This is a genomic window from Rhodothalassium salexigens DSM 2132 (genome assembly GCF_004341375.1).
Classification (GTDB): Bacteria; Pseudomonadota; Alphaproteobacteria; order Sphingomonadales; family Rhodothalassiaceae; genus Rhodothalassium; species Rhodothalassium salexigens.
Map to the genome: position 1 here is coordinate 146405 of NZ_SLXO01000003.1, position 13261 is coordinate 159665.

The 13261-nt window shown below is 69.0% G+C and carries 7 protein-coding genes; 1 reads left to right on the forward strand and 6 read right to left on the reverse strand.

Annotated elements, in window-relative coordinates; all coding sequences use genetic code 11:
* Window positions 1-53: 53 nt before the first annotated feature.
* The 5 genes from EV659_RS05290 to mutS all read right to left on the reverse strand — a co-directional run bounded on the left by EV659_RS05290 (window position 54) and on the right by mutS (window position 9749).
* Entirely contained in the window at window positions 54-2363 is a 2310-nt protein-coding gene (locus EV659_RS05290) for a PAS domain-containing sensor histidine kinase (RefSeq protein WP_132707819.1), read from the reverse strand.
* A gap of 174 nt (window positions 2364-2537) precedes the next feature.
* Complete coding sequence (locus EV659_RS05295) at window positions 2538-5399, reverse strand: [protein-PII] uridylyltransferase (RefSeq protein ID WP_132707820.1); 2862 nt, start codon at window positions 5397-5399, stop codon at window positions 2538-2540.
* Between the two features lie 279 nt (window positions 5400-5678).
* Window positions 5679-6134: an NUDIX hydrolase gene (locus EV659_RS05300; protein ID WP_132707821.1), complete on the reverse strand. Its 456-nt coding sequence runs from the start codon at window positions 6132-6134 to the stop codon at window positions 5679-5681.
* A gap of 8 nt (window positions 6135-6142) precedes the next feature.
* Window positions 6143-6859 carry an NUDIX hydrolase gene (locus EV659_RS05305; protein ID WP_132707822.1) on the reverse strand — a complete coding sequence of 239 codons (717 nt, stop codon included), beginning with the start codon at window positions 6857-6859 and terminating at the stop codon, window positions 6143-6145.
* 91 nt (window positions 6860-6950) lie between these two features.
* Window positions 6951-9749 (reverse strand): DNA mismatch repair protein MutS, encoded by a 2799-nt coding sequence (mutS, locus tag EV659_RS05310; RefSeq protein WP_132707823.1) that lies wholly within the window; start codon window positions 9747-9749, stop codon window positions 6951-6953.
* A gap of 116 nt (window positions 9750-9865) precedes the next feature.
* Between mutS and EV659_RS05315 the strand changes: the two genes are divergently transcribed.
* A complete protein-coding gene (locus EV659_RS05315; protein ID WP_132707824.1) occupies window positions 9866-12169 on the forward strand; it encodes an NADP-dependent malic enzyme in 2304 nt (767 codons plus the stop codon).
* A gap of 93 nt (window positions 12170-12262) precedes the next feature.
* On the opposite strand, the gene olsB is transcribed toward EV659_RS05315, so the two are convergent.
* On the reverse strand, window positions 12263-13174 hold the full coding sequence (olsB, locus tag EV659_RS05320; RefSeq protein ID WP_200287420.1) for a l-ornithine N(alpha)-acyltransferase: 912 nt from the start codon (window positions 13172-13174) through the stop codon (window positions 12263-12265).
* Between the last annotated feature and the right edge of the window lie 87 nt (window positions 13175-13261).

The following is a 13261-nucleotide window of genomic DNA, read 5'->3' on the forward strand; positions in this document are numbered from 1 at the left end:
CCGCTTCGGGCACCGGCGGTCAAACGCCATGGCGGGCGATCGGCGCGACCGGGCTAGGCCGGGTCGGTGGTATCGACGCCCAGCAGATGGACGGTCACCTCGGTGCCCTGGCCCTGCTCGCTGCGGATGGTCATGCGCGCACCCATGGCGGTGCACAGCCCGTCGCAGATGGTCAGCCCCAGCCCGGCACCTTCCTGGGCGGCGTGCATCACGTCGTCGGCGCGCCAGAACGGCTCGGTCAGCTTGCTGACCATGTGCGCCGGGATGCCCGGCCCATTGTCGCTGATCACCAGCGCGACGGCGTCGTTGCGGCGCTCGCTGGTGACGCGGATGGTGGCTTGCGGTGGGGTGTACTTGCAGGCGTTGGTGATCAGATTGTCGAGGATCTGGCGCAGCGCCCGGCGGTCGCCCCGGACCCAGGCAGCGTCGGCGTCGAGCGCGTTGACGAATCGATGCCGGCCATTGTCCTGGACCTCGGCGGTCTGCAAGGCGGTGGCCACCAGCGCGCGCAGGTCCACGGGCTCCAGCGTCATTTCCGGGGTCAGCCCTCGGGTCAGCTTGGCGGCGTCGATCACATTGTTGATGATCGACAACAGGTGCCGGCCTTGGTCGCGGATGATGGCGATGTTCTCGGCATAGCGCGGATTGTCGACCGGTCCGTGCACCCCTTCGTGCATCAAATCGGCGAAGCCGATGATGGCGTTCAAGGGCGTGCGAAATTCGTGGCTCATGGTCGCCATGAATTGGGATTTGGCCTGGCTGGCCTCCTCCGCCCGCCGCGCTTCGCGCTGCAAACGGCGCGACATCTCCACCAGCGCGGCGTTCTTGGCTTCGAGCGCCTGACGGTCGCGGATCACGACGACGGCGCCCTCGGTGCCGTCGATCGACAGGGCGCGCCGCACCACGGTGACCGGCCGGGTCGTGCCATCATCTCGCCGCGCCAGGAGCGGCCCGGACTCGGCCATCGTCCCGCCGGAGGGATCGGCGGGTTCGCCCTCGTCTTCGACCAGCAGATCGGCGAGGGGTCGGCCGATCAACACCGTCGGCGGATACCCCAACAGCGGCTCGAAGGCCGAATTGGCCTCGCGGATGGTGTCGTCGGCGTCGACCAGCAACAGCCCGTCGGGCATCGCCTCGAACAAGGTTCGGTAGCGGGTTTCGCGCTGGGCCAGAAGCTGGCCCTTGCGCGCCAATTCCTCGCGGCGCTGATGGTCGCCGGTGACGTCGAACATGAAGCCCTGAAGCAGGAAGCCGTCGGCCCGGTCGGTCACCGAGACCACATCGCGCAACCACAAGACGCGCCCGTCGCGGGTGACGACGCGGTATTCGAACTCATGGTCTTCGCGCGCGGCGGCGGCGCGCTGACAGAAGGCGACCGCCCAGTCGCGGTCGTCCGGATGGAGAATGCCGGCCCAGAAATTCTCGTCGTACCAGGCGTCGAGCGGGTAGCCGAGCAGGGCTTCGGCCTGCGGCGAGACATAGCTGAACCGCAGGCAGGAACTGTCGTCCATCTCCCAGTAGATCGCTCGGGTACTCTCCAACAGCGATTTGTGCACCGCCAGTTGTTCGCGTTCGTCGGTGACGTCGAAGAGAATGCCGGCCAGGCTGGCGCTGCCGTCGGGCTCGCGGCGAGGTTCGGCGCTGGCGAACACCCACTTGGCGACCGCGGAGCCGCTGCGGCGACCTTCGAATCGCCATGGCGTCAGGTTCCGGCCGGCCTCGTCCAGAGAGCGCAGCCAGCGTTCGGCGTCGACCGGGTCGAGCCCGAGCGCCGCCGGTGTCGACAACAGCGTGTCGCCGTCGACGCCCAGCAGTCGCTCGGCCTTCGGGCTGACCCATTGGAAATGCCCGGGGCCGTCGGGCGGCTGGCGCCAGACGAACGCCACCCCGTTGACCGTGGCAATGAAGCGATTGAAGCGGTCGCGATAGGCTTGCCGGTCGCGGTCGGCCTCGACCTCGTGGGTGACGTCGCGCCGGATCGAGACCGCATGGCTACAGCACCCGGTGTCGTCGGTGATCGGCGTCACCGTCAGATCCACCCACAGCGTGCTGCCATCCTTGCGCTTGTTGACCATGCGTTCGTGGACCGGGCTGTTGCGGTCGACGCGGGCCTGAAGGCGGTCGAGCGCACCGGGATGGACGCCCAAGTCGTACAGCAAGTCGGGCGATTGGCCGGCGAGTTCCTCGCTGGTCCAGCCGAACAGGCGCTCGAACGCCGGGTTGGCATAGGCGATATGAAACCGCCCCTGCGCATCCGGGACGCTGATCATCACCGCGTCGACGGTCGAGCCGGCGAAGCTCAAAAGGTCGCGCGCATTGTCGGGCAGCGCCGGGGCGGCGGGAGAAAATGGGGGTGCGCGCAAGATGGCCAGGCCTTTTCAAGTCGAACAGGTTTCTGTAACCAAACGCTAATTCTTGTAAATTTGAAGTTAAGGTTGCTGTCTCGACCACAACTCCCGTTGCAGTTCAGGCCCTTTTCGACGGTTTTGTCGCGTTGGTCAGCTCGGTTGCCGTGACGGTCGCGGCGGGCTTGGCGCCTATTCGGCCGCCGCGCTGCGGTCCGTGTCGGCCTGTGCCAGGTGTGGCGCGGTCTTTGCCCCTGTCTCGGAGCCTTTATCGGAGCCTGTCCCGGGGTTCGATTCGGGGCCGGATACGCCCGGGGCGGGGCTGTCGATCTCGCCGCGTGCCGCCGCCAGCAGCCGGGCTTCGATATTCTTCAGTCGGCGCGGGTGCAGGCATTTCCGGTCGTCGCGTTCCTGCACGTAAAACGTGTCGACGGCGCGTTCGCCGAAGGTGGTCACCTGGGCCGAATAGACCTTGAGCCGCAGCTTGTAGAGCGTTTCGGCCAGGTCGAACAACAGCCCCAGCCGGTCGCGGGCGTTGACCTCGATCACCGTCGCCCGGTTGGAGACATTGTTGTCGATATAGACCGCGGGCTCCACCTCGAAGGCGCCGCGTCGGCGGCCGGGCGGCTTTTGGCGCTTGTGGATCTGTTCGCGGGCCTTGAAGCGCCCCTTGAGCGTGGCGTCGAGCGCCTTATTCAGCCGCGCCAGCCGCGCCGGCTCGTCGAGTGCGGCGCCGTCTTCGGTCTGGACGACGAAATTGTCGAGCGCCCAGCCGTCGCTGGAGGTGTGGATGCGCGCGTCGGCCACCGACGCCCCGGCACCGGCGATGGCACCCGCGAGCCGTGCGAACAGCCCCGGCCGGTCGGCGGCGAACACCGACAGCTTGGCGGCGTCCTGGCCCGGGTCGACCTCAATGGCGATGCCGTGGCGGCGGTCCTGGGCCTCGGTCTCGGCGACCAGGCGGGCGTTGCGCGCCAGGGTGTCGGGGTCCTCGGCGATCCAATAGGGGTCGGTGAAGCGCGCCTGGAGCCGGTCGATCGCCGCCGGCGACCAGTCGGGCAGCCGCTCGGCCTGGGCGGCCTTCTGGTCGGCGACGCGCTGGGCGCGGCCGCGCGCGGCGTGGCCGGCGACCAGGATTTCTTCGGCGGCGTGGAACAGGTCGCGCAGCAATTGCGCCTTCCAGCCGTTCCAGGTGCCGGGCCCGACGGCGCGGATGTCGACCACGGTCAGGATCAACAGGGTCTTGAGCCGCTCCGGGCTCGACACGGTGCGGGCGAAATCTTCGGCGGTCTTGCGGTCGGAGATGTCGCGTTTGAACGCGGTGTGGCTCATCAGCAGGTGCCAGCGCACCAGCCAGGCGGCCAGATCCACCTCTGCCGTGGTCAGGCCGAGGCGCGGGCCCAGGCGCCGGACCACGCCTTCGCCGAGCACCGAATGGTCGCCGCCGCGGCCCTTGGCGATGTCGTGGCACAACACCGCCACATAGAGCGCCCGGCGGCTGGCGATCTTGTGGATCAGATCGCTGGCCAGCGGGTGGTCCTCGGCCAGTTCGCCGCGGTCGATGCGGGCCAGCAGTTCGATGGCGTGGATGGTGTGCGCGTCGACCGTGTAGTGATGGTACATGTCGTACTGCATCATCGCGACCACGCGGCCGAAATCGGGCACGAATCGGCCGAACACGCCGGCTTCGTTGAGGCGGGTCAGATTGACCTCGGGGTGGTCGGGCGAGGTCAGGATCTCCAGGAACAGTGCGTTGGCCTCGGGGTCGTTGCGCAGGGTGTTGACCAGGCGCAGGTTGCGGCGGATCAGCCGCAGCGCTTCGGGGTGGATGTCGAGCCCGGTGCGGTGCGCGACGGTGAAGATCTTGACGATCCGCACCGGCTCGTCGGCCAGGTCCTCGCCGGGGCGGAAGGTCAGCCGGTCATTGTCGACCCGGAAGCCCGAGATCGAGCGGCGCGGCGCCAGCCGTGCGAGCGAGAACAGCGGCCGCTTTTCGGCGCGCGCCTCCAGCACCGCGCAGACCACCCGGGTCAGGTCGCCGACCTGCTTGGCGACCAGGAAATAGTGCTTCATGAACCGCTCGACGCCCGACAGCCCGGCGCGGTCGCGATAGCCCAACTGGTCGGCCAATGCGCGCTGCACGTCGAAGGTCAGGCGCTCTTCGGGCTTGCCGGTCAGATAGTGCAGCGCGGTGCGCACGGTCATCAAAAACCGCTCGGCGTCGATGAACCGGCGCAACTCGCCCTGGCTCAGGATGCGCTCGGTGACCATGTCCCGGGGCCGTTCGACCCGGTAGAGATATTTGACGATCCAGTAGAGCGTGTGCAGGTCGCGCAGGCCGCCCTTGCCCTCCTTCAGATTGGGCTCGACCACATAGCGGCTGTCGTTGAAGCGCTGGTGGCGCTGGTCGCGTTCGGCGAGCTTGGCCTCGACGAAATCGGCGCCGGTGCCGGTGATCACGTCGGCCTCATAGGCCTGGGTCATGGCGTCGAACAGCAGCCGGTCGCCAATCAGAAAGCGCGCTTCGAGCAGGGCGGTGCGGATCGACAGGTCTTCGCGTGCCAGGCGCACGCAGTCGCCCGGCGTGCGCGCGGCGTGGCCCACCTTCAGGCGCATGTCCCACAGGGTGTAGAGCATGGTCTCGGCGACCTGCTCGCCCCAACTGGTGCGCTTGTAGGGAAACAGGAACAGCACGTCGACGTCGGAGTGCGGGCACAACTCGCCGCGGCCATAGCCGCCGGTGGCGACCACCGCGACCCGTTCGGCCTCGGTGGGGTTGGGGCGCGGGAACAGCCGGCCGGTGACCACCTCGAACATCAGCACGATCAACTGGTCGATCAGGTGACAGCGCAGGGCGGCGGCCTGGCGCCCGTTGAGCCGCAGCGCCTCGAAGTCGCGGCGGATCAGGTCATGGCCCCGGTCGAGGGCGGCGGCGAGCACGCCGGTGACCTCGGCACGCTCGGGGCCGCTGGCGCCCTGGTCGGGAATGTCGGCGAGCACCGCGCGCACCTCGCGCGGGTCGATCACGTCGGTTTTCTTGAGCGCCCGGGTCATGCGCCCCAGCCTAGCACGCGGTGCGGCGGTGCACCAAGGCGGCGCGCGCGGCGAGCGATGGGACGGTGGCAAGCCGGCCGCTGCCCGACGGCGCGCACCCCGCCCCGGTGCCGAGGGGGCGGGCGGCCCGGTTCGGCCTGGCGGAGGTCCGGCCGGGGTCAGGGGGGGCAGGCGCCAGGTCGGCCGAGCCCGCCCCGGTCGGGGCCAGGGCTGCCAGGGCCAGGGCCGCCGGTGGCCGGGCTGCCAGGGTCAGGGCTGCCGGGGTCAGGGCTGCCGGGGTCAGCCGGCGGTGCCGAGTCGTTCCAGGTGGCGGCGCACGTCGGGGTCCACGTCCGGGCCGAGGCAGTCCAGCGCCTCGTCGGGGGTCATCCAGCGCGCTGCGGTCATCTTGTCGGGTTCGGCGGGATGGGGATCGCCGGTCTGCCAGTCGCAGCGCCAATAGGTTACCCTGCGGCCGGTGCGCGGATGGGTGCGCACCTTGATTTGGACGAGCGGGCGACAGGTGACGCCGGCTTCTTCGCGGACCTCGCGCGCCGAGGCGTCGGCCAGGGTTTCGCCGGGCTCCACCTTGCCGCCGGGGAACACCCAGGCCAGCCCTTCCGACCGGTCCCGGCGCTGTACCAGCAGAATCTGCGGGCCGTTGGCGGCCATGCGCTCGACCAGGGACAGCACCACCGGCTGCGGGTCGGGCTCGGACAGCGATTGTTGGATGGCGGTAGCGACGCGTGCGGTCATGGGCCTGTTCAGTCTGCCGACGGGAGGGTGCTGCGCTCTGATAGTCGTTCCAGATACCGGTGCACGCTCGAAAATGAGTCGGGAATATACCGCGTAAGGTCGCGAATATCAATCCACTCGACAGTTTCGTTCTCGTCGGGCGCCGCATTGTGCACCTCGCCGCCGAGAAAGGCGCAGTGGAAATAATGGATTTCGGCGCCGGTGCGGGGGTGAGTGCGCGTGCCGATCTCGCTTTCGACGCGCACATGGGCGCCGGTCTCGTGGCGCGTTTCGGCCTCGGCGCGTTCGGCCGCGGTCTCGGTGGGGCGGGTCAGGCGGCCGCTGGGAAACATCCACACCAACCCTTCCGACCGGTCGCGTCGCTTGACCAGCAAGACCCGGCCCCGGTGCGCCACCACCGCTGCGGCGATAAGGGCGGGCGGCGCGACGGCGGGCCGATCCGGCTGGTCGGGGCGGTCGGCGGCTCCGATGACGGCGGCGCGGTCATCGGCAGGCGGGTCGGAGGGACGCCGATCATGGCGGGCCCGGTCTTGCGGAGACGGCGGGTCTTGAGGGCTGCGCCCTGGATCGAGTGCCGCCGGCACGTGCCCCGTGCCGTTGACGCGCGCGGGCGGTCCGCGCCATTGCGGCCACCAAGTGAAGCGGTCGCGCGCCCAACGGTGGACGGCGATCAGCGCACCCGTCATGGCCACCAACGCCGACCCGACGATGAAAACCTCAACCATGACAGCGCCCCTCTAACCGCAATGATCGACTGCGACTGCCGGTTGAGCCTAGAGGGGGCAAAAGGCGAAAATCAATAAAAATTTAACGTTTTTAGCTGTGTTGGTCGCCGGCCAGTCGCTTCAGCTCGTAAAGCAGGTCGAGGGCGGCGCGCGGGGTCAGGCTGTCGGGGTCGGTCTCGGCCAGGGTGTCGAGGACGGGATGGGCGCCGGCTGCTGGGTGGGTCGCCGGTTCGGACGCGGCCTGGGCCGCGGCCATGGCCTGGAACAGCGGCAGGTCGTTGACCAGCGCGGTCGGTCCGGTGCTCGACGCCTCCAACTGGGCGAGCACCTGACGTGCGCGCTCGATCACCGGCGGCGGCAGACCGGCGAGCTTGGCCACCTGGATGCCGTAGGAGCGGTCGGCCGCGCCCTGGACCACCTCGTGCAGGAAGATCAACTCGCCGTCATATTCCTTGACCCCCATGGCGCGCAGGGCGAGCGCGTCGAGCCGTTCCTTGAGCACGGTCAGTTCGTGATAGTGGGTGGCGAACAGGGCGCGCGCCCGGTTGAGGTCGTGCAGATGCTCGACCGTCGCCCAGGCGATCGACAGGCCGTCATAGGTGGCGGTGCCGCGGCCGATCTCGTCCAGGATCACCAGCGCGCGCTCGCCGGCCTGGTTGAGGATCGCCGCGGTCTCGACCATCTCGACCATGAAGGTGGAGCGGCCATGGGCCAGGTCGTCGGACGCGCCGACGCGGCTGAACAGCCGGTCGACGACGCCGATATGGGCGGCGTCGGCGGGGACGAAGCCGCCCATCTGGGCGAGCACGGCGATCAGCGCGTTTTGGCGCAGGAAGGTGGACTTACCGGCCATGTTCGGCCCGGTGACCAGCCACAGCCGGCGGTCGCGGCGCAGGTCGCAGTCATTGGCCACGAAGCGCGCCGCGCCCTGGGCGATCAGGGCGGCCTCGACCACCGGGTGGCGGCCGCCCTCGATCCCGAAGGCCAGGCTGTCGTCGACGATCGGGCGCACCCAGCGCCGGGTCTGGGCCAAATCGGCGAGCGCTGTGGCCACGTCGAGCGCGGCCAGCGCCTCGGCGATGGCGGTCAGGGCGAGGCCGGCGTCGAGCACCGCGTCGCTCAGGCGCTGGAAGATCTCCTGTTCCATGGCCAGCGCGCGGTCGCCGGCCTCGGCGATCTTGCGTGCCAGGTCGGCCAGGTCGGTGGTGGTGAAGCGGACATTGTTGGCCAGCGTCTGGCGGTGGATGAAGCGCGCGTTCAAGGGCGGCGCCAGCAACGCTTCGGCGTGGCGCGCGGTGACGTCCACGTGGAAGCCGAGCACATTGTTGTGCTTGATCTTCAGGCTCTGGATGCCGGTTTCCTGGCGATAGTCGGCCTCCAGCCCGGCGATCAGGCGGCGGCTTTCGTCGCGCAGCCGGCGGTGGTCGTCGAGGGCGGCGTCATAGCCCGGCGCCACGAAGCCGCCGTCGCGCGCCAGCACCGGCGGTTCGGCCACCAGCGCGCTGTCCAGCAGGGTGCTCAAGCTGTCGTCGGGTCCCAGGGCGGCCAGGCCCTGCTGCGCCGCGCTCAGGTCGCTGGGCAGCCGGTCCAGGTCGTGGTCCGCCGGGGCCAGCCGGGCGCGGATCGCCCGCGCCGCGGCCAGGGCGTCGCGCACCGCGGCCAGGTCGCGCGGGCCGCCGCGGCCCACCGACAGCCGGGCGAGCGCGCGTTCCAGGTCGGGCGCCTGGCGCAGCAGGCCGCGCAGGTCGGCGCGCCGGTCGGCGTCGTCGACGAAGAATTCCACCGCGTCGAGCCGGCGGTTGATCGCCTCGGCGTCGGTCAGGGGGGCGGCCAGGCGCCGCGCCATGGCCCGCGCACCGGCGCCGGTGACCGTCTTGTCGATCTCGGCCAGCAGGCTGCCGCGCCGCTCGCCGGCCAGTGTCCGGTCGAGCTCCAGATTGCGCCGGGTGGCGGCGTCGATCAGCATGGTGCCCGCCGGATCGCACCGCCGGGGGGCGGTCAGGCGCGGCAGCCGGCCCTTCTGGGTGTCTTCGAGATAGCCCAAGAGCGCGCCCAGGGCCGCCAGGTCGGCGCGGCTGAGGTCGCCGAAGCCGGCCGTGGTCGCCACGTCGAACAGCCGCGTGAGCCGGCGTTCGCCGGCGTCGCTGGCGAAACGCGCGGCGGGTTCGCGGGTGATCGCGGTGCCCGCCGCCTCGGCCGCCTCCAGCCCGCCAGCCGGCGGCGCGCCGGCGTCGTCGCCGCCAGCGCCGCTAGCGCCGCCGGCGCCCTGGGTCCAACCGCTGTCGTCGGGGACCAGCAGTTCGCCCGGTGCCAGTTGGGCGAGCGTGGCGGCCAGGGTCGCGGGCTCGACCGGCTGGACCGACAATTCGCCGGTCGACATATCGGCCCAGGCCAGCGACCAGGCGTCGCGTACCCGCGCCAGGGCGGCCAGATAATTGTTGGCGCGGGCGTCGAGCAGCGCGTCCTCGGTCAGCGTGCCGGGGGTGACCAGGCGTACGATTTCGCGCCGCACCACCGCTTTCGAGCCGCGCTTTTTGGCCTCGGCGGGGTCCTCGGTCTGTTCGCACACCGCCACCTTGAAGCGGTGTTGGATGAGCCGTGCCAGATAGCTGTCGGCGGAATGCACCGGCACCCCGGCCATGGGGATGTCCTGGCCCAGATGCTGGCCGCGCTTGGTCAGCGTGATGTCGAGCGCTTCGGCCGCCTTGACCGCGTCTTCGAAGAACAATTCGTAGAAGTCGCCCATGCGGTAGAACAACAGACAGTCGGGTGCCTGGGCCTTGATCTCCAAATATTGCGCCATCATGGGCGTAACGCCCTGGGCCGTTGCGTCGAGGGCGGGCATTTGCGTACTTGCGCCGCCGGGTGTGGAGGTGCTTGAAGCAGGCATGGGACTGTGGAACCTTGGCGCGCGGCGGAGCCGTGGGAAGCCACGACCCAGAGACATTTGTTCCCACTCTTAACGAAGCCCGAGACGCGCCACAACCGGGCGGCGGAGAACCTTGAATGGCCGACGACACCAATCGCTTCAGCGACGAAGAAGCCCTGCGCTTCCACAGCTTCGACAAGCCCGGCAAGCTGGCGATGGTGCCGTCCAAGCCCATGGCGACGCAGCGCGACCTGTCGCTGGCCTATTCCCCCGGTGTCGCGGTGCCGGTGCAGGCGATCGCCGACAATCCCGACAGCATCTTCGACTACACCGCGCGCGGCAACATGGTGGCGGTGATCTCCAACGGCACGGCGATCCTGGGCATGGGCAATCTGGGCGCGGCTGCGGCCAAGCCGGTGATGGAAGGCAAGGCGGTGCTGTTCAAGCGCTTCGCCGATATCGACTCGTTCGACCTGGAGCTCAACACCGAGGACGTGGACGCGTTCTGCAACGCCGTGCGGCTGTTGGAGCCCACCTTCGGCGGCATCAACCTGGAAGACATCAAGTCGCCCGAATGCTTTTTGATCGAGCAGCGGCTGCGCGAGGAAATGTCGATCCCGGTGTTCCACGACGACCAGCACGGCACGGCGATCATCACCGCCGCCGGGTTCATCAACGCGCTCGACCTGACCGGGCGCAAGATGGCCGACACCAAGGTGGTGATGCTCGGCGCCGGGGCGGCGGCCATCGCGTGCGCCGAACTGCTCAAGGCCATGGGGCTGCCGCACAACAATCTGTTGATGTGCGACCGGCGCGGGGTGATCTATCAGGGCCGCGAAGATGGCATGAACCAGTGGAAGTCGGCGCACGCCGCCGACACCACCGATCGCAGCTTCGAAGAGGCCATGAAGGGCGCCGACGTGTTCATCGGCCTCGCGTCGCGCAATTCGGTGACCCAGGACATGGTGCGCTCGATGGCCGCCAAGCCGATCATCTTCGCCATGGCCAACCCCGACCCCGAAATCTGGCCCGAGGAAGTGGCGGCGGTGCGCGGCGACGCGATCATGGCCACCGGCCGCTCGGACTATCCCAACCAGGTCAACAATGTGCTCGGCTTCCCCTACATCTTCCGCGGTGCTTTGGACGTGCGCGCCAAGAGCATCAACGAGGAGATGAAGCTGGCCGCCGCCCACGGGCTGGCCGAACTGGCGCGCGAGGAGGTGCCCGACGAGGTGGCGACGGCCTATGCCGGCAAGAAGCAGTCGTTCGGCCCCGATTATATCATTCCGACGCCGTTCGACCCGCGGTTGATGGAAACGATCCCGCCCAAGGTGGCGCAGGCGGCGATGGATTCGGGCGTCGCCCGGCGCCGGATCGAGGACATGGGCAGCTACCGCGCCCAGTTGCGCACCCGCCAGGACCCGTCTTTGGCGCGCCTGAATTCCATGTTCGAGAGCCTCAAGGGGCTCAAGCGCCGGGTCGTGTTCGCCGAGGCCGAGGAAGAGCGCGTGCTGCGCGCGGCGATCGGCTTCAAGGCGGCGGGCTATGGCGAGCCGGTGCTGGTTGGCTATGACGACGCGGTCGCCGACCAGTTGCGCGCCATGGGCGTCAACCCCGACGACTTCGACATCCGCTCGGCCAAGACCAGCCCGCGGCGCGAGGACTATGTGAATTATCTCTACGAGCGGCTGCAACGGCGCGGGCACATGTTGCGCGACGTGCAGCGGCTGGTGAACCGCGACCGCAACATCTTTTCGGCCTGCATGGTGGCGTTGGGCGACGCCGACGCCATGGTCACCGGGATCACCCGGCACTATTGGCAGGTGCTCGAATCGGTGCGCAAGGTGATCGACCCGATGCCGGGCTATCCCAAGCCCATGGGGCTGTCGCTCTATATCAGCCGCGGTCGCACGGTCTATATCGCCGACACCACGGTCAACGAGCGCCCGACCGCCGAGGAACTGGCCGATATCGCCGTCCATGCCGCCGAGGCGGTGCGCCATCTGGGCCACGAACCGCGCGTGGCCCTGTTGAGCTTCTCCAACTTCGGCAACCCCATGCGCGCCAAGGCCAACCATGTGCGCGAGGCGGTGGAGATCCTGGCCAAGCGCGGGGTCAATTTCGAGTTCGACGGCGAGATGTCGGCCGACACCGCGCTCAACCCCGATCTGTTGGCGCTTTATCCGTTCGCGCGCCTGTCGGAGCCGGCCAATGTGCTGGTGATGCCGGCGCTGCACTCGGCCAATATCTCCTACAAGATGCTGTCGGAACTGTCGTCGGACAGCCGCGTGGTCGGGCCGCTCTTGTGGGGCATGTCCAAGTCGGTGCAGGTGGTGCGCATGTCCAGCCGCACGTCCGAACTGGTCAACATGGCCGCCTTCGCAGCCCTCGGCGCCGGCGAGCCCAAGCGCACGGCCCCCGACGAGACCGACCCCGCCTAGGGCCGAACGAAAACCGGCGCCCCGGATGGTTCGGGGCGCCGGCTTTGGTCGTGGCGGTCAAAAGCATGTCGGCCAAGGCGGCCGCGGGCGCGCTCAGCCCTCGGCGGCGGTGCGATCCTCGGTGCCGGTGTTGGCGGCTTGGGGCGCGCCGAACTTGGTCGAGTAGCGCTTGGCGACCCGCTCCACCGGCAGCAGGATAAACACGTCGGTGGTGTTGAACTGGTGGTCGACCACCGCGCCGTCGCCGATGAAGCAGCCGAGCCGCAGATAGCCCTTGACCAGCGGCGGCAACTCGCGCCGTGCCTGGCGGATCTCATAGTCGCCGGGCTTGCACATCTCCATGGGCCGGTACTGGTCGGGCAGGGCGCGGACCATGAAATCGTCCGGGCACAGATGCTCGTGATAGAGATAGCTCATGGCGCGGGCATGGGCGTGGGGGTTGGCGCCGGGGAAGCTCGCACAGCCGAACATATAGGCGATGCGGTGTTCTTCCAGATAGCTGGCGATGCCCTTCCACAACAGGTTGATGGTGTGGCTGGTGCGGTAGTCGGGGTGGACGCAGCTGCGCCCCAGTTCCAGCAATTGCTTGTCGTGGCCCATCTGGGCGCGGAATTCCGGCCGGGTCAGCGGGCTGAGGTCGTATTCCTGGCTGGAATAGAAGCCGGCGAAGCGGTCGGCCACGTCCTGGCGCAACAGCCGGTAGGTGCCGACCACGGCCTCGCGCCGGGGCGCGGCATGGTCGATCACCAGCAGATGATCGCAGATGCCGTCATAAGGGTCCATGTCGCGCCGGGTGCGCTTCATGCGCCAATCGGCCTGGGCGGCCCATTCCTCATAGAAGACGGTGTAGCGCAGGCGCTGCGACGCCTTCACGTCTTTGACGTCCTGAGCCAGGCGAACCTCCAGGTTGCCGTGGCGGGCGTAGGACGGTGCGGACGCCAGGGTCTGGGCCGCGATCACCCGGTTGCGTAGCCGGGCGTATTTGCGGGGCATCTTTTTTGCCATGAGTGCGTCTCGTCTTGCTCCCCAAGGGCCGGCGGCGAGGCCGGAACGCAGGCGGGTCTTCCCAAAGCCCGCTTTGGTGCCGACCGG

Coding starts and splice junctions, on each gene's coding strand:
- mutS (WP_132707823.1), bottom strand. CDS start 9,749: ATGCCTGCTTCAAGCACCTCCACACCCGGCGGCGCAAGTACGCAAATG.
- EV659_RS05315 (WP_132707824.1), top strand. CDS start 9,866: ATGGCCGACGACACCAATCGCTTCAGCGACGAAGAAGCCCTGCGCTTC.
- olsB (WP_200287420.1), bottom strand. CDS start 13,174: ATGGCAAAAAAGATGCCCCGCAAATACGCCCGGCTACGCAACCGGGTG.
- EV659_RS05295 (WP_132707820.1), bottom strand. CDS start 5,399: ATGACCCGGGCGCTCAAGAAAACCGACGTGATCGACCCGCGCGAGGTG.
- EV659_RS05300 (WP_132707821.1), bottom strand. CDS start 6,134: ATGACCGCACGCGTCGCTACCGCCATCCAACAATCGCTGTCCGAGCCC.
- EV659_RS05305 (WP_132707822.1), bottom strand. CDS start 6,859: ATGGTTGAGGTTTTCATCGTCGGGTCGGCGTTGGTGGCCATGACGGGT.